Source organism: Streptomyces sp. NPDC007896, assembly GCF_042959425.1.
Lineage (GTDB): Bacteria > Actinomycetota > Actinomycetes > Streptomycetales > Streptomycetaceae > Streptomyces.
Window position 1 is genome coordinate 87,169 of sequence record NZ_JBIBKX010000022.1, and the last position, 19,469, is coordinate 106,637.

The window sequence follows — 19,469 nt, forward strand, 5'->3', positions numbered from 1 at the left end:
TCAGCGTTCGGTCACCTTGCCCGCCGCCACTTCCAGCCGGCGCGTGGTGTGGACCGCGTCGAGCATGCGGCGGTCGTGGGTCACGAGCAGCAGGGTGCCCTCGTACGAGTCGAGCGCCGACTCCAGCTGTTCGATCGCGGGCAGGTCGAGGTGGTTGGTCGGCTCGTCGAGGACGAGGAGGTTGACGCCACGGCCCTGGAGGAGGGCGAGGGCCGAGCGGGTGCGCTCGCCCGGGGAGAGGGTGGCCGCAGGGCGCAGGACGTGTTCCGCCTTGAGGCCGAACTTGGCCAGCAGGGTGCGAACCTCGGCCGGTTCGGTGTCGGGGACGGCGGCGCTGAACGCGTCGAGCAGCGACTCGGAGCCGTGGAAGAGTTTGCGGGCCTGGTCGACCTCGCCGACGACGACGCCTGAGCCGAGGGTCGCGTGACCGGCGTCCAGCGGGACCCGGCCGAGCAGGGCGCCGAGCAGGGTCGACTTGCCCGCGCCGTTGGCGCCCGTGACGGCGACCCGGTCCGCCCAGTCGATCTGGAGGGTCGCGGGGCCGAGGGTGAAGTCGCCGCGCCGCACCTCGGCGTCACGCAGGGTGGCGACGACGGCGCCGGAGCGCGGTGCGGCCGCGATCTCCATCCGCAGCTCCCACTCCTTGCGCGGCTCGTCGACGACGTCCAGGCGCTCGATCATGCGCTGGGTCTGCCGGGCCTTGGACGCCTGCTTCTCGCTGGCCTCGCTGCGGAACTTGCGGCCGATCTTGTCGTTGTCGTTGTTCGCCTTGCGTCGGGCGTTCTTCACGCCCTTGTCCATCCAGGAGCGCTGCATCTGGGCGCGGCCTTCGAGGGCGGAGCGCTTGTCGGCGTACTCCTCGTAGTCGTCGCGGGCGTGCCGGCGGGCGGTGTCGCGCTCCTCCAGGTAGGCCTCGTAGCCGCCGCCGTAGAGGGTGATCTGCTGCTGGGCGAGGTCGAGTTCGAGCACCTTGGTGACCGTGCGGGTCAGGAACTCGCGGTCGTGGCTGACGACGACGGTGCCCGCGCGCAGCCCGGAGACGAAGCGTTCGAGCCGCTCCAGGCCCTCCAGGTCCAGGTCGTTGGTGGGCTCGTCGAGCAGGAAGACGTCGTAGCGGGACAGGAGCAGGGAGGCGAGTCCGGCGCGGGCCGCCTGGCCGCCGGACAGCGACGTCATCGGCTGGTCGAGGTCGACGCCGAGCCCGAGGGTGTCGGCGACCTCCTCGGCGCGCTCGTCGAGGTCGGCGCCGCCGAGGTCGAGCCAGCGTTCCAGGCTCTCCGCGTACGCGTCGTCCGCGCCCGGCGCGCCGTCGACGAGTGCCTGCGTCGCCTCGTCCATCACGCGCTGGGCCTCGGCCACACCGGTGCGCCGGGCCAGGAACTCCCGGACGCTCTCGCCCTCCCGCCGCTCCGGCTCCTGCGGCAGATGCCCGACGGTCGCCGACGGCGGGGACAGCCGCAGCTCCCCCTCCTCGGGCGTGAGCAGTCCGGCGAGCATCCGCAGCAGGGTGGACTTGCCCGCGCCGTTGGCACCGACGAGTCCGATCACATCGCCGGGCGCGACCACGAGGTCGAGCCCGGAGAAGAGCGAGCGGTCGCCGTGTCCGGCGGCGAGGTTCTTGGCGACGAGAGTGGCAGTCATCAGGAGGCCGATCCTAACGGCCCGGCCGCCCCGGCTGCGCCCCCGTTTCCCTGCGGGGCCTCACCCCCTGTTCCATGCGGCCCGCTCAGTGGGCCATCGCCTCCACCAGCACGCTCCCCGAGGTCCGCGCCACGAGGAAGGACTCCCCCTTCACGGCCTTGGCGTCCAGGGCGATCCGGTGTCTGCCCGCCTCCAGAATCCCGTCGAAGACCTCCTGCGCGTGCGTGCGGTACAGCCGGTCGAGGCGGTACGCGGTGATCTGGACCCGACAGGTGGAGGTGACCTCGATGCCCGCCTCGCCGTCGGCGGCGACCAGGCGGGTGAGGCGGCGCCGCTCCTGGGGACTGCGGTCCAGGGCGTGCTCGATCTGGGCGACGAGGAGCGGGATGACGGGGGCCAGGCCGTCGACGTAGGCGACCTCGACCCCGGCCCGCTCGAAGGACCGCCGTACGGCCGCGCGCTCCTGTTCGCCGATGGCGCGCCCGAAGGCCACCGCTCCGTACCCGCGGAGTTCCTCGCCGGGGACGTCGGTGGCGTCGCGGGTGATGTCGGCACCGATGCCGATGGTGCGCAGGGCGGCGGCGAGCTTGGCGAGCACGGCGACCCTGGCGCCGATGAGCAGGACCCGGCGGCGCGCCCCGGGGTCGCCGAGGAGCAGCGAGTTCAGGGCGCTGCGGTACTCGGCGCCCTGGAAGCGGAACGGCCCTATCCCGTGGTAGCCGTTGAGTTCCAGATCGGCGTGTTCGCCGGTCTGCCAGGCGAAGTCGCGCCACACGTAGTCGTCGGTGGAGTCGTCCTTCTCGATGACGGCGGTCACGGCACCGCATTCGATGCCCTCGCACTCGGGACAGCCGTAGATCACGTAGCGGCCGTCGTCGAGCGGAGCCTCGGCCTCCAGGAGGAGGCTTCGGACCTGGGCGGTGAAGATGGCGGGTGGTACGTCGGAGGCGAGCGGGGACACCGCGTCGAGGTCGGAGAGCTGGTACAGCAGCGGGCGGCCGTCGACGATGAAGTCGACGAAGTCCCGGTGCACTTGGTAGTCACCGTTGGCGAGGACTCCACCGGCACGCATCGCCGGTGCCAGGCCGAAGGTCGCGTACTCGGCAGACATGCTGTGAGTATCCCCAGACTGGGAGTGATGTGAGCACTGCATGACATATTCCGCTAACGTCCCGGCATGGACAACGCGCGCAGCGGTGACGTGATCGTGGTCGGAAGCGGTGTCATCGGGTTGACGACGGCGGTCGTCCTGGCCGAGCGCGGCAGGCGGGTACGGGTGTGGGCGCGGGAGTTCGGCGAGCTGACCACCTCGGCCGTTGCCGGCGCGCTGTGGTGGCCGTACCGCATCCGGCCGAAGGCGCTCGCGGGCGAATGGGCTCTTCAATCACTCTCCGTGTACGAGGAGTTGGCGGCCCGGCCCCAGGAGACGGGCGTACGCGTTGTCGAGGGCGTACAGGGGGAGACGCGGCTGGACGAGCTGGAGCCGTGGGCTGCCCGGGTGTCGGGGCTGAGGGCGACGACGTCCGAGGAGTACGCGGGTACGGGGCTGTGGGCGCGGCTGCCGCTGATCGACATGCCGGTGCATCTGAGGTGGCTGCGCGAGCGGTTTCTGCGGGCGGGCGGGACGATCGAGACACGGACGGTGACGGATCTCGCGGAGGTCGAGGCGCCGGTCGTCGTGAACTGCACGGGGCTGGGTGCCCACACGCTCGTACCGGATCCGGCCGTACGGCCCGTGCGCGGGCAGCTCGTGATCGTGGAGAACCCCGGGATCCGCACCTGGCTCGTGTCGACGGACCCGGACGCCGGGACGACCACCTATGTCTTCCCGCACCCGGACCGGCTCGTGCTGGGTGGCACGACCGACGAGGACGACTGGTCGCTCACGCCGGATCCGGCGGCGGCCGGGGCGATCGTCGAACGGTGTGCGGCGCTGCGGCCGGAGATCGCCGGGGCGCGTGTGCTCGGCCATCGGGTGGGGCTGCGGCCGGTGCGTGACACGGTCCGGCTGGAGCGTGAAGTACTGCCGGACGGGCGGGTGTTGGTGCACCACTACGGCCATGGTGGCGCGGGCGTGACGGTGGCCTGGGGTTGTGCGCGGGAGGCGGCCGGGCTCGCGCTGGGCGAGGAACCGGCCGCCGTGCGCCCTTGAGGTCGTCAGTGGATCAGCGGGTCTCCCCCGGCACCCGCAGGGCACTGCTCGGATCGCGTACGCCGTCGAGGCCGGCCGTGCTCGTGGCGGCGGCGGAGCCCGCGGTCGCCCTGGTGAAGGCCTCGGCGCCGCCGACGAACGGCACGCGGGCGGACGTACGGGACAGGTCCAGCGTGAGGGTCGCAGTGGTCGACGGCGGGTCGATGAGGTCCTTGTCGGTGCCCGCGACGATCAGGGCGAGCCGGTGGCCCGCCGGGACGACGTGGTCGGTGGCGGCCAGGTCGAGCGTGATCGTGTACGCCTTGCCCGGGGTGAGCGGGACGCCCTTGAGGTCGGAGGCGTAGTTGCCGAGGTCGGCCCAGCCGCGGCTGAAGACCGTGGCGGCGACGTCGGTCTTCTTCGCCTGGGTGACCTTGTAGCAGGAGCTGTCGCCGGTCGTGCTCGGGCCCCAGCAGGAGCGGTCGGTGAGGGTCGTGATGCCCTCGCCGCCGTCGGCGTAGTCGCGGATGGTGTCCGGGCCCAGGTCGACCAGGACCGCGGAGAGGTGGGCGGTCGAGGTGGTCGGCGTGGCGGTGACGGTCACCTTGGAGGAGCCGGACAGACGCAGGTCCCTGGTCAGCGGCTTGGTGACGAATCCGGCCTTCTCGGGGGTGGACCGGTCGATGTGCGCGGCCCAGTCGGTCTCGCTCAGCTGGGGGTCGTCGGTGAAGGCCTCGGTTCCGGAGCCCGTACGCAGGCCGAGGGTGCCGACGCCCGCCTGGGTGCCCGTGCCCGGACGCAGTGTCGTCGTCTGTGTCCCGCGGGGCGGCCAGACGCTGGAGGTGACCCACTGGTCGGGGTGGCGCTCGATGTCGGCCATGGGCTCGTCGTCGATGCCGTTGTCGTAGCCGAGGAGTTCGTGGTCGAACCAGCGGTGCAGGGTGTCGACCCAGGCGGCGCGGCGGAAGTCGAAGGGGTCGACATGGCCCGTCTGGGAGAGCCAGATCTTGCGCTCGACGCCGTTCTTGGCGAGGGCGCTCCACCACTGGCCGAAGTTCTTGGTGCGGACGTTGAGGTCCTGCATGCCGTGCACCAGGAAGACGCTCGCCCTGACCTTGCTCGCGTCCTTCACGTAGTCGCGCTCGGTCCAGAACTTGGTCCAGTCACCGGTGCGCGGCGCTCCGTCGACGAGCTTCTGCTGCACGGCGGCGCACTTGGCGGTGGCCTCGGGGCTGTCGACGTAGCCGGAGAGCCAGTCCGGGCCCGAGTCGTACAGCGGGGCGCCCTTGGCGAAGTAGTAGTCGTACCAGGAGGAGATGGCGCTGATCGGCACGATGGTCTTCAGGCCCTCGACGCCGGTCGCGGCGACACCGTTGGCGATGGTGCCGTCCCAGCTCTTGCCGATCATGCCGGTTCTGCCGTTGGTCCAGCTCGCCTTGGCCCGGTCCGCGCCGGTGCGCGTGGTGTAGGCCTTGGCCCGGCCGTTCAGCCAGTCGACCACGGCCTTCGCGGACTGGATGTCGGAGCGGCCGCCGACGTCCACACAGCCGTCGGAGCGATTGGTTCCGGCCAGGTCGACGCCGACGAAGGCGTAGCCGCGCGGCACGAAGTAGTTGTCGTAGAACAGCGGCATCTGGACGACGTTGCCGTTCGCGTCGTACGTCTTGAGCTGGCTCTCGTTGCCGCGTCCGCAGCAGGAGTAGTACGGGCTGGCGTCCATGATCACGGGAACCTTGCGGCCCTGCTGGGCGAGTTCGCGGGGCCGGACGATGTCGACGGCGACACGGTCGGTCTTCCCGTCGCCGTCGCCGTCGAGGCCGGTGTCCACCCAGACGGATTCGCGGATCGCGTTCTCGTACGAGTAGACCGGGGTGCTCTCCCGGGGCGCGCCGTGTGCGGCGGCGGGGGCGAGGAAGACGGCCAACAGGGCGGCGGTGGCCGCCGTCGCGAGCGATCTCCAGGTCGTGAAGCGCATACGGCGCGCTGGTTTCGGCATGCGCGGAAGGTACCCCGGCCAACTCCCGTACAAAAGAGGGTCTGTGGAGGCGGCCGGGCCCGAATCGGTCATGTCGGCCGAATGGCGATCGTGTGACAGGAGGGGCGATGGACAGGGTGACGGCACAGGGAGTCAATAGGCTCCGAACCGTCCTCGTTCCCCCACGACTTGGAGCTCTCCGTGCACCGCAGACTCATCGCCCCGGGCGCGCTCGCCGCTTCCCTGCTGCTGGCGATCCCGGCATCGGCGGCGGACTACACCCCCGGGGCGCCCGGTATCGGCGACCCCTATTACCCGGCCTACGGCAACGGCGGATACGACGTCTCCCACTACGACCTGCGGCTCCAGTACCAGCCGGCGACCGACGAGTTGCAGGGAACGGCGACCGTCCTGGCCACCACCACGCAGGACCTCTCACGCTTCGACCTGGACTTCCTGCTCGACGTGAGCGAGGTGCGGGTCAATGGGGCGAAGGCCTCGTTCACCACCTCGGGCCAGCACGAGCTGGAGATCACCCCGGCGACTCCGCTGCCGAAAGGCACGCCCGTCACGGTCGTCGTCCGTTACAGCGGGGTGCCCTCGACGAAGAGCGCGTACGGCTTCTCGACCTGGCACCGCACTCCGGACGGGGCCGTCGCGGCGGACGAGCCCGAGTCGGCCTGGTGGTGGTTCCCCAGCAACGACCATCCGAGCGACAAGGCCACGTACGACGTGTCGGTGGCCGTGCCGGACGGTACGCAGGCGATCTCCAATGGCACGCTCCAGTCGACGAGCTCACGGCTCGGCTGGACCCGCTACAACTGGCGGTCCAACAAGCCGCAGGCGACCTATCTCGCCACGCTCGCCATCGGAAAGTTCGACATCACGACGGGAAAGACGTCCGACGGCGTCCCGGTCGTCAACGCGTACAGCAAGGACCTCGGCGACAACGACGGGGCCGCGCGGGCGAGCGTCGAGCGGACCGGGGAGATCGTCGACTGGCTGAGCGGCTACTTCGGCCCGTACCCCTTCAGCTCGGTGGGCGGATACGTGCCGAACACCACCACCGGGTACGCGCTGGAGACCCAGACCCGCGTGTACTACAGCCCCCGGCAGTTCGCGAACGGCTCCAACACCTCCGTGGTCGTCCATGAACTGGCGCACCAGTGGTACGGCGACGACGTGTCCCTGAAGGGCTGGAAGGACATCTGGATCAACGAGGGCTTCGCGCGGTACGCGCAGTGGCTGTGGTCCGAGCACGAGGGCGAGGGGACGGCGCAGGAGCTCGCGGACTACGTGTACGCCTCGCATCCGGCGGACGACGCCTTCTGGAAGGTCGCGCCGGGTGACCCCGGTCCGGACAACCAGTTCGACATCGCGGTCTACGACCGGGGGGCGTTGGCGGTCCAGGCGCTGCGCAACGAGGTCGGGGACGACACGTTCTTCGCCATCCTGAAGGGGTGGCCGCGGGAGCACGCGTACGGGAACGCGTCGGTCGGGGACTTCCAGAAGTACGCGGAGAAGGTGTCCGGCACGTCGCTCGCCACGCTCTTCGACACCTGGCTGTTCGAGCCGTCGAAGCCGGCGGCGCCCGCGGCACGGGGTGCGTCGATCGCGGTGGCACCGGCCAGGGCGGGTGCCCCGGCGCAGCCCAGGTCGTGGAAGAAGATCGCGGCGACCGATTCCGTCCACTCCGGCTGAACCGGCACCGCAGGCCCCTGAGCGGGGCCTTCGCCCACTCGCCCGCCCTTTTCCCTTTGAGGGCGGGCGAGTGGGGGCCGTTCGTGTACGGGCGTCAGTTGCCCTGCTCCACCGGGGCGGCGATCCGCTCGCCCACGATGCGGCTCGCCAGCTCCGAGGCCAACTCCGATACGGACATACGCAGTTCGGCGTCGGCCGCCGCGCACTCGGACTCGATGCGGGCGCGGCCGTCGGCCACCACGGCGTCACGTTCGCGCTGCCCTTCCGCGCGGGCCTCGGCGATCAGGGCGGAGCCCTGTTCGAGGGCCTGCTGGCGGATGCGGGCGGCTTCGTGGCGGGCCTCGGCCAACAGGGCCTCGGTCCCTACGCGCTCACTCTCGGCGCGGGCGCGTACCGCTTCGGCGCGCTCCTTGGTGCCGTTGATGGCGTCGTCCCGCAGTTCGAGCGCCCGGTTCATCCGCGGGAGTACGCGGGCGACGAACACATAGATGAAGGCGAACAGCGCCAGGGCGTAGCCGACGTCCTGAACCTTCGGGTTGAGTGGACCTATCGGGTAGGGGATGAGTTCCATGGCCGTGACTTACCCGCTCATGCGTGCGAACCAACGCGCATCTGCGCCAGAGTTGACCGAAAACAGCCCCTCTGGCCGACCCCGGTGACCCTTCGGCCGAATCGCCGGTGCAGCCGAGCAGACGGGCGGCCCGGACGCCCCACCAGGGGCGCGGGGAACCGCGCGCCCAGCCACGGACAAGCCGCGACGCGCCCGACCCGAAGTCGTCGTGGGCGCGGAGGGCCAGGGCGAAGCCCTTCCGCCACCCCCCGATGTCATTGCAGACATGGGCGATCAGCTTGACACCCTTGGCCGACGCAGTGGTGGCGTCACCCCGGACATACGTGATCTCCGACATGACGCCACCGTAGGCGCCGCCCCTGACAACGGCGTCCGACCTGCTACTTCGTCAGCTCGCTCAGTTCCTGGTCCGTGGTCTTCGAGACCCGGTGGCGGATCGCGAACCAGCCGCCGACCAGCAGGGCCGCGATCACCGGGATGAGGAGCAGGGTCTTGCGGCCCACCTCGGGGTCGTTCCCCATCAGGCCGAGCACGACCAGCAGGAAGACGATGGTGACGATCTCGGTCACCGGGCTGCCGGGGAGCCGGAAGGACGGGCGGGTGACCAGGCCGTCCTTGGCGCGGCGTACGAACACCAGGTGACAGACCATGATGATCACCCAGGTGCTGATGATGCCCAGGGACGCCACGTTCAGGACGATCTCGAAGGCCTGGCTGGGCATGAGGTAGTTCAGGCCGACACCGAGCACGCACACCGCGCAGGTGAGCAGGATGCCGCCGTACGGGACCTGGCTGCGGTTCATCTTCGCGGTGAACCGGGGCGCGGAGCCCGCCATCGCCATGGAGCGCAGGATGCGGCCGGTGGAGTACAGGCCGGAGTTCAGGGACGACATGGCCGCGGTGAGGACGACCAGGTTCATGACGTCACCGGCTCCCTGGACGCCGATCTTCGACAGGACGGTGACGAAGGGACTCTCGTCGGCCGAGTAGACCGAACCGGGCAGCAGCAGCGCGAGCAGCACGACCGAGCCGACGTAGAACAGGCCCACGCGCCACATGATCGAGTTCACCGCGCGCGGGACGACCTTCTCCGGCTCGGCGGTCTCGCCCGCGGCGACGCCGACCAGCTCCAGAGCCGCGTACGCGAAGATCACGCCCTGCATCACCAGGACGACGGGCATGATCCCGTGCGGGAGGAGGCCGCCGTGGTCCGTGATGACGCTCAGGCCGGGCTTCTGGCCGCCCACGTCGTGGTGCGTGGCCAGCAGGAAGATGCCGACCAGCATGAAGGAGACGAGGGTGGCGACCTTGACGATCGCGAACCAGAACTCCATCTCGCCGAAGATCTTCACCGAGATCAGGTTGACGGCCAGGACCACCGCGAGGGCGATCAGCGCCAGCACCCACTGCGGGATGTCGGTGAAGAAGCTCCAGTAGTGCGTGTAGAGGGCGATCGCGGTGATGTCGGCGATGCCGGTGGTCGACCAGTTGAGGAAGTACATCCACCCGGCGACGTACGCGCCCTTCTCGCCGAGGAACTCGCGCGCGTACGACACGAAGGACCCGGAGGAGGGCCGGTAGAGGACCAGCTCGCCGAGCGCGCGCACGACGAAGAAGGCGAAGACTCCGCAGACGAGGTAGGCGATCGCCAGCGCGGGGCCCGCGTTGTGCAGGCGGCCGCCGGCACCGAGGAAGAGTCCGGTGCCGATCGCGCCGCCGATGGCGATCATGTTGACGTGGCGGGCCTTGAGGTCCTTGCTGTAACCGGCGTCGCCCGCGTCCGCGGGCGTGCGGGCCGCATCGGTGCGGGATGCGGCCTTGGCCGTGTCTACGGCGTCCTTGCTCACGCGTGGATCTACTCCCTGGTGCGCCCACGCACTGAGTACGCGGGTTTCCGGATGTGCCTCGGCCCGCACCACCCCTGACGCGGCGCAGACCAAGGAGCCACCTTCCCCGAGGCATCCCACGGATGCGATGGCACACCTCACACCGCGGAACATCTCACATGGTGATCAAAGGGTGCAGAACTCGTCGACAGCGCTTTCACAGGACCGGTGAGACAGCAATACTGTTGCACCTGATCGCTGCACCATCGAAGAGGCGAGGACCTGCGATGACGACGGACACCGAGGAGCCGACGCTCACGGTCGACGAGCTGGCGGCACGCGCGGGCGTCACGGTCCGTACGGTCCGCTTCTACAGTTCCAAGGGGCTGCTCCCGCCGCCCGTGATCGGACCCCGCCGGGTGGGGCACTACAGCCAGGAGCATCTGGCCCGGCTCGCGCTCATCGAGGAGCTGCAGCGCCAGGGCATGACGCTGGCCGCGATCGAGCGCCATCTTCAGCAGCTGCCGGCCGACCTGAGCGCCCAGGATCTCGCCCTTCACCGCGCCGTGGTCGCCTCCTGGGCGCAGGACGCGGCAGAGGACGTGTCACGCCAGGAACTGGAACGGCGGGCCGGCCGCCCCCTGGGCGAGGAGGACCTGGAGCGGCTCGTCGCGATGAACATCATCGAGCGGGCCGAGGACACCTCCGACAGTTTGGAGAGATCGGACTCCCCGGACTCCATGGACTCCCCGGACTCCGTGGACTCCTCCGGCTCCTTCCGTGTGGACCCGGCGCTGCTGGCGCTCGGCGTCCAGCTCCTCGACGTACCGCTCGCGCACGAGTCGATCCTCGCCGCGCGCGGCGTCCTGCTGGAGCACTCCCGCGCGGCGGCACGCGAGCTGTCCGCGTTGCTGCGCGAGGCGGTGGGCGAGCACGAGTCGGTGGCGGCGGTGAAGTCCCTGTCGGCGCACATGCAGCCGCTGGTGGTGCAGGCGCTGCTGACCACGTTCCAGCGCTCCCTGAAGGAGGAACTGCGGGAGTGGCTCAAGGAGTCCTGAGCCACCGAGGACTCCTGAGCCACACCCGCGCACCTCCTGCTCAGCGATACGTCAGTTGTCGCTGAACCTCTCGCCCTGCTCCGCCTTCTCGACGAGCAGCGCGGGCGGCGTGAACCGCTCCCCGTAGCGCTCGGCGAGCTCACGCGCGCGTGCCACGAATCCGGAGAGACCTCCGTCATAGCCGTTGATGTACTGGAGCACGCCGCCGGTCCACCCCGGGAAGCCGATCCCGAAGATGGACCCGATGTTGGCGTCGGCGACGGACGTCAGCACGCCCTCCTCCAGGAGCCGGACGGTGTCCAGCGCCTCGGAGAAGAGCATGCGCTCCTGCATGTCCTTGAACGGGATCTCGTGGCCGGGCTTGGTGTAGTGCTCGCGCAGGCCGGGCCAGAGCTTGCCGCGCTTGCCGTCCGCGCCGTACTCGTAGAAGCCCGCGCCGCCGCTGCGCCCGGTGCGGCCGAACTCGTCGACCATGCGGTCGATGACCGCCTCCGCCGGGTGCGTCTGCCAGGTGCCGCCCGCCTCCTCGACGGCCTGCCTGGACTCCTTGCGGATCTTGCGCGGCAGGGTGAGCGTCAGCTCGTCCATCAGGGACAGGACCTTGGCCGGGTAGCCCGCCTGGGCCGCCGCCTGCTCGACGGAGGCGGGCTCGATGCCCTCGCCGACCATCGCGACGCCCTCGTTGATGAAGTGGCCGATGACGCGGGAGGTGAAGAAGCCGCGCGAGTCGTTGACGACGATCGGGGTCTTCTTGATCTGCCGTACGAGGTCGAAGGCGCGCGCCAGCGCCTCGTCGCCGCTCCGGTCGCCCTTGATGATCTCGACGAGCGGCATCTTGTCGACGGGCGAGAAGAAGTGCAGTCCGATGAAGTCCTCCTGCCGCTCCACGCCCTCGGCGAGCACGGTGATCGGCAGGGTCGAGGTGTTGGAGCACAGCAGCGCGTCGGGCTCGACGACGTTCTGGATCTCCTGGAACACCTTGTGCTTGAGGGCCGTGTCCTCGAAGACGGCCTCGATCACGGCGTCGCAGCCGGCCAGGTCGTTCGGGTCGGCGGTGGGCGTGATGCGGGCGAGCAGCTCGTCGGCCTTCGCCTGGGTCGTACGGCCCCGGGAGACGGCCTTCGCGCAGAGCTTCTCGGAGTAGGCCTTGCCCTTGGCCGCCGCCTCCGCCGACACGTCCTTCAGGACGACGTCGATGCCCGCGCGGGCGCACGAGTAGGCGATGCCGGCGCCCATCATCCCGGCGCCGAGGACGGCGACCTTGCGGACCTGGCGCGGCTCGATGCCCTGGGGGCGGTTGGCGCCGGAGTTGACCGCCTGGAGGTCGAAGAAGAACGCCTGGATCATGTTCTTCGAGGTCTGCCCGGTGACCAGCTCGGTGAAGTAGCGGGCCTCGATGACCAGCGCGGTCTCGAAGTCGACCTGGGAGCCCTCGACGGCGGCCGCCATGATGTTGCGCGGGGCCGGGTAGGGGGCGCCGTTCAGCTGCTTCCTCAGGTTGGCCGGGAAGGCGGGCAGGTTGGCGGCGAACTTCGGGTTCGACGGCGTGCCGCCCGGGATCTTGTAGCCGGGCTTGTCCCAGGGCTGGTGCGACTCGGGGTTGGCGTCGATGAAGGCGCGCGCCTTGTCGAGCATCTCCTCGGAGGTGGCCGCCACTTCGTGGACGAGCCCGTTCTCCAGGGCTCGCTGCGGGGAGTACTGGGTGCCCTGGAGGAGCACCTTCAGCAGGGCGTCGGTGATGCCCATGAGGCGGACGGTGCGGGTGACGCCACCGCCCGCGGGCAGCAGGCCGAGGGTGACCTCGGGCAGGCCGATCTTGGAGCCGGGGGCGTCGAGGGCGACGCGGTGGTGGGAGGCGAGGGCGATCTCGTAGCCGCCGCCGAGGGCGGCGCCGTTGATGGCGGCGACGACCGGCTTGCCCAGGGTCTCGATGCGGCGCAGGGAGGACTTGATGGCCGTGCCGGTGTCGAAGGCCTCCTGGGCGTTCTCCGGGCCTGCCTTGATCATGTCCTTGAGGTCGCCGCCCGCGAAGAAGGTCTTCTTGGCGGAGGTGTAGATGATGCCCCGGATGGAGTCCTTCTCGGCCTCGGCGCGTTCGGCGATCGCCGCGATCGAGTCCTTGAAGGCCTGGTTCATGGTGTTGGCGGACTGGTTGGGGTCGTCGAGGACGAGGGTGACGACACCGGTCTCGTCCTGTTCCCAGCGGATGGTGGTGCTCTCGGTCATGAGGAGGGTCTCCGTAGAAGCCGTTTAAGCCGTGGAAGTCTGGGGGTCCGCCGGGGGTTACAGGCGCTCGACGATGGTCGCGATGCCCATGCCGCCGCCCACGCACAGCGTGGCGAGGCCGTAGCGCTTGTCCTGGCGCTCCAGTTCGTCCACGAGGCTGCCGAGGATCATCGCGCCGGTGGCGCCGAGCGGGTGGCCGAGTGCGATCGCGCCACCGTTGACGTTGACCTTGTCCAGGGACAGGCCCATGTCCTTCACGAAGCGCAGGACGACGGCGGCGAAGGCCTCGTTGATCTCCACGAGGTCGATGTCGTCGATGGTCAGTCCGGCCTTGGCGAGCGCCTTGCGGGTCGCGGGCGCGGGGCCGGTGAGCATGATGGTGGGCTCGGAGCCGGAGACGGCCGCGGCGACGATCCGCGCGCGGGGAGTGAGGCCGTAGCGCTCGCCGACCTCCTTGGAGCCGATGGCGACCAGGGAGGCGCCGTCGACGATGCCGGAGGAGTTGCCCGCGTGGTGGACGTGGTCGATCTCCTCGACCCAGTGGTACTTCTGCAGCGCCACGGCGTCGAAGCCGCCCAGCTCGCCGATGTCCGCGAACGAGGCCTTCAGCTTGCCGAGCGAGTCGGCGGTGGTGCCCGGGCGCATGTGCTCGTCGTGGTCGAGGACGACGAGCCCGCTGCGGTCCTTCACGGGGACGACGGACCGGTCGAAGCGGCCGTCCTTCCAGGCGGCGGCCGCGCGCTCCTGGGAGAGGGCCGCGTACTCGTCGACGTCCCGCCGTGAGAAACCCTCGATGGTGGCGATGAGGTCGGCGCCGATGCCCTGCGGCACGAAGTTGGTGGCGATGTTGGTCATCGGGTCGGCGAACCAGGCGCCGCCGTCCGAGGCCATGGGCACGCGGGACATCGACTCGACGCCACCCGCGAGCACCAGGTCCTCCCAGCCCGAGCGGACCTTCATCGCGGCCAGGTTGACGGCTTCCAGGCCCGAGGCGCAGAAGCGGTTCTCCTGGACGCCGGCGACCGTGTCGGGCAGTCCGGCGGCGATCGCGGCGATCCGCGCGATGTCGGAGCCCTGGTCGCCGACCGGGCCCACGACACCGAGCACGATGTCGTCGATCGCGGCCGGGTCCAGGCCCGGCAAGCGGCGCTGGATCTCGTGGATGAGGCCGACGACCAGGTCGATGGGCTTGGTGCCGTGCAGGGCGCCGTTCGCCTTGCCGCGCCCGCGCGGGGTGCGGATCGCGTCGTACACGTACGCTTCGGTGCTCACTGAATAAGCCTTTCGGGGAGGGTGCGGAGGATCAGCCGAGCAGGGAGCGGCCGATGATCTCCTTCATGATCTCTGTGGTCCCGCCGTAGATGGTCTGGATGCGGCCGTCGGTGAAGGCCCTGGCGACGCGGTACTCCGTCATGTAGCCGTAGCCGCCGTGCAGCTGGAGGCAGCGGTCCGCGACGCGTTTCTGCAGTTCGGTGGCCCACCACTTGGCCATCGAGGCGTGCACGGCGTCGAGTTCCCCGTTCGTGTGGTCGACGACGCAGCGGTCGAGGAACGTACGGGTGACGGCGCACTCGGTGGCCATCTCGGCTATCTCGAAGCGGATGTGCTGGAGCTTGGACAGCGGCCGTCCGAAGGCCTCGCGCTCCTTGACGTACTGGGTGGTGATCTCCAGCAGGTGCTCGGCCGCCGCGATCCCGGCGACGGCGATGCCCATGCGTTCCTGCGCGAGGTTCGTCATGAGGTGCACGAAGGCGCCGTTGAGCTCCCCGAGCAGGTTCTCCTTGGGGACGCGTACGTCGTGGAAGAACAGCTCGGCCGTGTCCTGCGCCTTCTGCCCGATCTTGTCGAGATTGCGGCCACGCTCGAAGCCTGCCATGCCGCGCTCGACGACGAGCAGAGACAGACCGTGGGCGCCGCCTTCCGGGGTCGTCTTCGCGACGACGATCACCAGGTCGGCGAGGATCCCGTTCGAGATGAAGGTCTTGGAGCCGTTGAGCAGCCAGTGGTCGCCCCGGTCCTCGGCGTGCGTCCTGATGCCCTGGAGGTCGGATCCGGCGCCGGGCTCGGTCATCGCGATCGCCGTGATGAGCGAACCGTCGCAGAACCCGGGCAGCCAGCGCCGCTTCTGCTCCTCGGTGGCCAGGTCCGTCAGATACGGCCCGATGATGTCGTTGTGCAGCCCGAGGGCGAGACCCGCGGCCCCCGCGCGCGTGAACTCCTCGGCGAGTACGGCGCTGTAGCGGAAGTCGGCGTTGCCGCCGCCTCCGTACTCCTCCGGTACGGCGAGGCCGAGCAGCCCCTGTTTCCCGGCGGCGCGCCAGGCCTCGCGCGAGACGATGCCGTCCTTCTCCCACTGTTCGTAGTACGGCGTCACCTCCTTGGCGAGGAAGGTGCGCACGGTCTCCCGGAACGCGTCGTGCTCGGCGCCGAAAATCTGCCGCTTCATGCGCGAATGCCCTCCTAGAGCCAGCTCTTGACGGTCTCGACCAGGCGGGCCGGCTCCGGCCCCACGGGAGTGATGTTGAGCATGTCGACCCCGGCCTCCCGGAAGGCCTCGACACGCTCGCGCACATAGCTCTCCGGCCCGCACAGCGAGATCAGCTCACAGAACTCGGCCGGTACGGCGGCCTCGGCCTCCTTCTTGCGACCGGAGAGATACAGCTCCTGGATGAGCCGGGCCTCCTTCTCGTAGCCGTAGGCCACCGCGAGGTCGTTGTAGAAGTTCTTGCCGGGGGCACCCATGCCGCCTACGTAGAGCGCGATTTTGGGTCGCGCGAGCTCGCGTACGGCCGCCGCGTCCTCGCCGATGGCGAGCAGGCCGCCCGCGACGGTCCGCAGGGGGCCGAGCGCCGGGTCCCGCAGTGCGGCGCCCTCCGCGAGGGGGACGCCCCACACCTGGTGGGCCTTCTCCGGGATGAAGAGGGTGGGCAGCCAGCCGTCGGCGAGTTCGGCGGTCATCCGGACGTTGGCGGGGCCCAGGGAGGCCACGTACAGCGGCACGTCGGGGCGCACCGGCTTGGTGAGGAGCTTCAGGGGCTTGCCCAGGCCGCCGGGGCGGGGCATGTCGGTGATGCCGTGGTGGTCGATGACCTCGCGGCGCAGGATGCGGCGGGTCAGTTCGATGGCCTCGCGGGTGCGGCCCAGCGGCTTGTCGTACGCCTTCCCGTGCCAGCCCTCGACGACCTGCGGGCCCGAGGCACCGAGCCCCAGCATGGCGCGGCCGCCGGAGATCGCGTCGAGTCCGGCGGCGGTCTGCGCGAGGAGCGCCGGGGTGCGCGAGTACACGTTGAGGATCCCGGAGCCGATCTTCATGCGCTCGGTGCGGGCGGCCAGATAGCCCATGATCGTGGGCGCGTCGAAGCCGTAGGCCTCCGCGACCCAGACGGCGTCCAGGCCCGCGGACTCCAGGGCGGCGACCTCGTCGGCGGCCTGCCGGGGGTCGCCCGCGTAGTCGAGCGGGAGGGAGAGCTCCATCAGTGGCCGTCCTTCATCGTGTCGTCCTTCATGAGGTCGTGCCGCGTCAGCCGTGGTACGTCCCAGTCGCGGGCCACGTCCGCGGTGTCGGCGCCCGGCAGGGCGGGGCCGGTGCGGACGGAGGTGCGGGTCAGGGAGAAGCGGGGTGCCGGGGCGGGCTGGGTGATGCCGCCGTGGTCGGTGAAGGTGCCGCGGGCGGCGAGGTGGGGGTGGGCCGGGGCCTCCCGCAACGACAGGACGGGGGCCACGCAGGCGTCGGAGCCCTCGAAGACCGCGGTCCACTCGTCCCTGGTACGGGTCTTGAAGCGGGCGGCGACCGCCTCGCGCAGCTCGCCCCAGCGGGCCAGGTCCTTGCGGGAGTCGGCGTGCTCCTCGATGCCGAGCAATTTCACGAACTCGGCGTAGAACTGCTGCTCCAGGGCGCCCACCGCCATGTACTTCCCGTCGGCCGTCTCGTACGTGCCGTAGTACGGGCAGCCGCCGTCCAGGAGGTTGGCGCCGCGCCGGTCCTGCCAGCCGCCCGCGGCGAGCATGCCGTGGATCATCGAGGCGAGGTGCGCGGCGCCGTCGACGATCGCCGTGTCCACGACCTGCCCGGCGCCGGTGGCGCGTGCGTGGTGGAGCGCGGCGAGGACGCCGACGACGAGATAGAGCGAGCCGCCCGCGTAGTCGCCGACGAGGTTCGCGGGGACCGTGGGCGGCTCGTCGGGCCTGCCGATCATGCCGAGGGTGCCGGTGAGGGCGATGTACGCGATGTCGTGCCCGGCACGCGGGGCGAGCGGGCCCTGCTGGCCCCAGCCGGTCATCCGGCCGTAGACGAGCCGGGGGTTGCGGGCGTGACAGGTCTCGGGGCCGACGCCGAGGCGCTCGGCGACGCCGGGGCGGTAGCCCTCGACGAGGATGTCCGCGCGTTCGACCAGATCGAGGACGCGGGCGGGGCCGTCCTCGGCCTTCAGGTCGATCACGACCGACCGCTTGTTGCGGTTGGTGATGTCGTACTCCGGGTTGACGGCGAGCCCCGTGCCGCCGGGCCGGTCCACGCGGACGACGTCCGCGCCCAGGTCGGCGAGGAGCATGGCGGCGAACGGGCCGGGGCCGATGCCCGCCAGCTCCACCACGCGCACTCCGGCCAGCGGGCCGTACGCCGGCGTCCCTGCCACTGCCATCGAGCCCCCAGCACTGTGACACCACTGATGTGACATCAGTGATGTTACGAACGTGTTCCACGCCGGGCAAGCCCTCAGCGAGCAAGCGCTTAGTTAAATCCCGGGTGGCGAATCAAGCCAAAAGGTCATGAAACAGGGCACGTCAGCGGCGTATGCCGCCGCACGGCCGGCGCGCGTTCCCCTGCACGGCCACGGCCACCTCCGACCTCTATGTCGACCTCGTCGTTCAGCCGCTCGGACCTCACGCTAGCCTCAGCCACCGACAACGGCGCTTCGCGCACGACAGATGGGGTGTCATGAGCAGGCTGAACGGGACGGCTCGCACGTACGACATCGTGCTCTTCGGAGCCACCGGGTTCGTCGGAACCCTCACCGCGGAGTACCTCGCCGCACACGCGCCCGAGGGGCTGCGCTGGGCGATCGCGGGCCGCGACGAGGAGAAGCTGGCGCGGCTGCGGGAGCGGCTGTCCGGCGCCCCCGACGTGCTCTTGGCGGATGTCGCCGATCCGGCCTCGCTGCGCGAACTCGCCCACGGCGCACGCGTGGTGGCGACGACCGTCGGGCCGTACATCCTGCACGGCGAGGAGTTGGTCGCCGCCTGCGCCGACGCGGGCACCGACTATCTGGACCTCACCGGCGAGCCCGAGTTCGTGGACCTGATGTACGTCCGGCACGACGCACGCGCGCGGGAGACCGGGGCGCGCCTGGTGCACGCCTGCGGTTTCGACTCGATTCCGCACGACCTGGGCGCCTACTTCACGGTGCGGCAACTGCCCGAGGACGTGCCGCTGCGGGTCGACGGTTTCGTCCGCGCCCAGGCGATGTTCTCGGGCGGCACCTTCGCCTCCGCGCTCACCCAGTTCGCGCGCGGGCGGCAGATCCTGGCCGCGGCGCGGGATCGCGGGCGGCACGAACCACGGCTGGTCGGGCGGCGGGCACACGCGCCGCTGAGCACGCCGCGGTTCGCCAAGGAGGTCGGGGCATGGGCGCTGCCGCTGCCCACCATCGACGCCCAGATCGTGCAGCGTTCGGCGCGGGTGCTGGAGCGCTACGGGCCCGACTTCCGCTACCGGCACTACGCGGCCGTCGAACGGCTGCCGGTCGCGCTGGGCGGGGTCACGGCCATCGGCGCGGTGTTCGCGGCGGCCCAGGTGCCGCCCGCGCGGCGCTGGCTGTCCGACCGGATCAAGCCGGGCGAGGGACCCAGTGCCTCGCGGCGGGCGAAGAGCTGGTTCTCGGTGCGGTTCGTGGGCGAGGGCGGCGGGCGCCGCGTGTTCACGGAGGTCTCGGGCGGCGACCCCGGCTACGGCGAGACCGCCAAGATGTTCGCGGAGTCCGCGCTGTCGCTCGCCTTCGACGACCTGCCGGAAACGGCCGGACAGGTCACGACGGCGGTGGCGATGGGCGACGCGCTCATAGACCGGCTGCGCGGGGCGGGGATCACCTTCCGGGTGGCCGCGTCCCGGTAGGACCGTCCGGAACTCCCCTCTGGAGTGGCCGGCCCAGCACCGTCAGAGCGGCCAGCCCAGCACCGTGTAGATCATCCCGCCGATCCAGCCGACCCCGGCGAGGACGGAGAGGACCAGCGCGGCCATCACGGTGCGCTCGACGGGCTGGGTGGCGCCGGTGGCGGGCTTCGGGGAACGGTGCGTCGTCATGCGCCACAGCCTGCCGATCACGACGGCGCCCCCACATCCGTA

General features: G+C 70.6%; 15 protein-coding genes and 1 pseudogene. 4 read left to right on the plus strand and 12 right to left on the minus strand.

Translation table 11 applies throughout. The annotated features are described in order from the left end of the window. Positions 1-1,641: an ABC-F family ATP-binding cassette domain-containing protein gene (locus tag ACFZDJ_RS46295; protein ID WP_384914938.1), complete on the minus strand. Its 1,641-nt coding sequence runs from the start codon at positions 1,639-1,641 to the stop codon at positions 1-3. A gap of 85 nt (positions 1,642-1,726) precedes the next feature. Next, positions 1,727-2,752: an oxidoreductase gene (locus ACFZDJ_RS46300; protein ID WP_391068435.1), complete on the minus strand. Its 1,026-nt coding sequence runs from the start codon at positions 2,750-2,752 to the stop codon at positions 1,727-1,729. 66 nt (positions 2,753-2,818) lie between these two features. Here ACFZDJ_RS46300 and ACFZDJ_RS46305 point away from each other — a divergent pair, with 66 nt between their 5' ends. Then, on the plus strand, positions 2,819-3,793 hold the full coding sequence (locus ACFZDJ_RS46305) for an FAD-dependent oxidoreductase (RefSeq protein WP_390928885.1): 975 nt from the start codon (positions 2,819-2,821) through the stop codon (positions 3,791-3,793). A 13-nt stretch (positions 3,794-3,806) separates the two neighbouring features. On the opposite strand, the gene ACFZDJ_RS46310 is transcribed toward ACFZDJ_RS46305, so the two are convergent. Next, on the minus strand, positions 3,807-5,768 hold the full coding sequence (locus ACFZDJ_RS46310; protein WP_390928887.1) for a Xaa-Pro dipeptidyl-peptidase: 1,962 nt from the start codon (positions 5,766-5,768) through the stop codon (positions 3,807-3,809). A 180-nt stretch (positions 5,769-5,948) separates the two neighbouring features. Here ACFZDJ_RS46310 and ACFZDJ_RS46315 point away from each other — a divergent pair, with 180 nt between their 5' ends. Next, entirely contained in the window at positions 5,949-7,448 is a 1,500-nt protein-coding gene (locus ACFZDJ_RS46315; protein ID WP_390928889.1) for a M1 family aminopeptidase, read from the plus strand. Positions 7,449-7,542: 94 nt separating this feature from the next. Here the strand turns inward: ACFZDJ_RS46315 and ACFZDJ_RS46320 are convergent, their stop codons facing one another. From ACFZDJ_RS46320 to ACFZDJ_RS46330, 3 genes and pseudogenes are all read right to left on the minus strand, one after another. Continuing rightward, positions 7,543-8,019: a hypothetical protein gene (locus ACFZDJ_RS46320; RefSeq protein WP_390928891.1), complete on the minus strand. Its 477-nt coding sequence runs from the start codon at positions 8,017-8,019 to the stop codon at positions 7,543-7,545. A gap of 172 nt (positions 8,020-8,191) precedes the next feature. Beyond that, positions 8,192-8,356, minus strand: a pseudogene (locus ACFZDJ_RS46325) (Appr-1-p processing protein); the annotation flags it as partial. A gap of 43 nt (positions 8,357-8,399) precedes the next feature. After that, the gene (locus ACFZDJ_RS46330) at positions 8,400-9,866 is read right to left on the minus strand and encodes an amino acid permease (protein WP_384914954.1); all 1,467 of its coding nucleotides are present in this window, start codon (positions 9,864-9,866) and stop codon (positions 8,400-8,402) included. A 266-nt stretch (positions 9,867-10,132) separates the two neighbouring features. Between ACFZDJ_RS46330 and ACFZDJ_RS46335 the strand changes: the two genes are divergently transcribed. Continuing rightward, the gene (locus ACFZDJ_RS46335) at positions 10,133-10,903 is read left to right on the plus strand and encodes a MerR family transcriptional regulator (protein ID WP_390928893.1); all 771 of its coding nucleotides are present in this window, start codon (positions 10,133-10,135) and stop codon (positions 10,901-10,903) included. Positions 10,904-10,954: 51 nt separating this feature from the next. On the opposite strand, the gene ACFZDJ_RS46340 is transcribed toward ACFZDJ_RS46335, so the two are convergent. The 5 genes from ACFZDJ_RS46340 to ACFZDJ_RS46360 are packed head-to-tail and all read right to left on the minus strand — an operon-like array spanning position 10,955 to position 17,769. Beyond that, a complete protein-coding gene (locus ACFZDJ_RS46340) occupies positions 10,955-13,129 on the minus strand; it encodes a 3-hydroxyacyl-CoA dehydrogenase NAD-binding domain-containing protein (RefSeq protein WP_391068438.1) in 2,175 nt (724 codons plus the stop codon). Between the two features lie 57 nt (positions 13,130-13,186). Continuing rightward, positions 13,187-14,401 carry an acetyl-CoA C-acetyltransferase gene (locus tag ACFZDJ_RS46345; RefSeq protein WP_099919522.1) on the minus strand — a complete coding sequence of 405 codons (1,215 nt, stop codon included), beginning with the start codon at positions 14,399-14,401 and terminating at the stop codon, positions 13,187-13,189. 31 nt (positions 14,402-14,432) lie between these two features. Beyond that, positions 14,433-15,575, minus strand: a complete 1,143-nt coding sequence (locus ACFZDJ_RS46350; RefSeq protein ID WP_390928899.1) for an acyl-CoA dehydrogenase family protein — start codon at positions 15,573-15,575, stop codon at positions 14,433-14,435. A 14-nt stretch (positions 15,576-15,589) separates the two neighbouring features. Beyond that, positions 15,590-16,603 carry an LLM class F420-dependent oxidoreductase gene (locus ACFZDJ_RS46355; RefSeq protein ID WP_389594408.1) on the minus strand — a complete coding sequence of 338 codons (1,014 nt, stop codon included), beginning with the start codon at positions 16,601-16,603 and terminating at the stop codon, positions 15,590-15,592. After that, positions 16,603-17,769 (minus strand): CaiB/BaiF CoA-transferase family protein, encoded by a 1,167-nt coding sequence (locus ACFZDJ_RS46360; RefSeq protein ID WP_248297212.1) that lies wholly within the window; start codon positions 17,767-17,769, stop codon positions 16,603-16,605. The genes ACFZDJ_RS46355 and ACFZDJ_RS46360 overlap by 1 nt, the downstream gene beginning before the upstream one ends. 296 nt (positions 17,770-18,065) lie before the next feature. Here ACFZDJ_RS46360 and ACFZDJ_RS46365 point away from each other — a divergent pair, with 296 nt between their 5' ends. After that, complete coding sequence (locus ACFZDJ_RS46365) at positions 18,066-19,238, plus strand: saccharopine dehydrogenase NADP-binding domain-containing protein (protein ID WP_391068444.1); 1,173 nt, start codon at positions 18,066-18,068, stop codon at positions 19,236-19,238. A 42-nt stretch (positions 19,239-19,280) separates the two neighbouring features. Here the strand turns inward: ACFZDJ_RS46365 and mmpA are convergent, their stop codons facing one another. After that, positions 19,281-19,427: a morphogenic membrane protein MmpA gene (gene mmpA / locus ACFZDJ_RS46370; protein ID WP_162489330.1), complete on the minus strand. Its 147-nt coding sequence runs from the start codon at positions 19,425-19,427 to the stop codon at positions 19,281-19,283. Between the last annotated feature and the right edge of the window lie 42 nt (positions 19,428-19,469).

Bases quoted from the DNA above. Each gene is read 5' to 3' on its own strand.
- ACFZDJ_RS46360 (WP_248297212.1), bottom strand. From the start codon at position 17,769: ATGGCAGTGGCAGGGACGCCGGCGTACGGCCCGCTGGCCGGAGTGCGC.
- ACFZDJ_RS46365 (WP_391068444.1), top strand. From the start codon at position 18,066: ATGAGCAGGCTGAACGGGACGGCTCGCACGTACGACATCGTGCTCTTC.
- ACFZDJ_RS46295 (WP_384914938.1), bottom strand. From the start codon at position 1,641: ATGACTGCCACTCTCGTCGCCAAGAACCTCGCCGCCGGACACGGCGAC.
- mmpA (WP_162489330.1), bottom strand. From the start codon at position 19,427: ATGACGACGCACCGTTCCCCGAAGCCCGCCACCGGCGCCACCCAGCCC.
- ACFZDJ_RS46320 (WP_390928891.1), bottom strand. From the start codon at position 8,019: ATGGAACTCATCCCCTACCCGATAGGTCCACTCAACCCGAAGGTTCAG.
- ACFZDJ_RS46300 (WP_391068435.1), bottom strand. From the start codon at position 2,752: ATGTCTGCCGAGTACGCGACCTTCGGCCTGGCACCGGCGATGCGTGCC.
- ACFZDJ_RS46335 (WP_390928893.1), top strand. From the start codon at position 10,133: ATGACGACGGACACCGAGGAGCCGACGCTCACGGTCGACGAGCTGGCG.
- ACFZDJ_RS46340 (WP_391068438.1), bottom strand. From the start codon at position 13,129: ATGACCGAGAGCACCACCATCCGCTGGGAACAGGACGAGACCGGTGTC.
- ACFZDJ_RS46305 (WP_390928885.1), top strand. From the start codon at position 2,819: ATGGACAACGCGCGCAGCGGTGACGTGATCGTGGTCGGAAGCGGTGTC.
- ACFZDJ_RS46355 (WP_389594408.1), bottom strand. From the start codon at position 16,603: ATGGAGCTCTCCCTCCCGCTCGACTACGCGGGCGACCCCCGGCAGGCC.
- ACFZDJ_RS46310 (WP_390928887.1), bottom strand. From the start codon at position 5,768: ATGCCGAAACCAGCGCGCCGTATGCGCTTCACGACCTGGAGATCGCTC.
- ACFZDJ_RS46350 (WP_390928899.1), bottom strand. From the start codon at position 15,575: ATGAAGCGGCAGATTTTCGGCGCCGAGCACGACGCGTTCCGGGAGACC.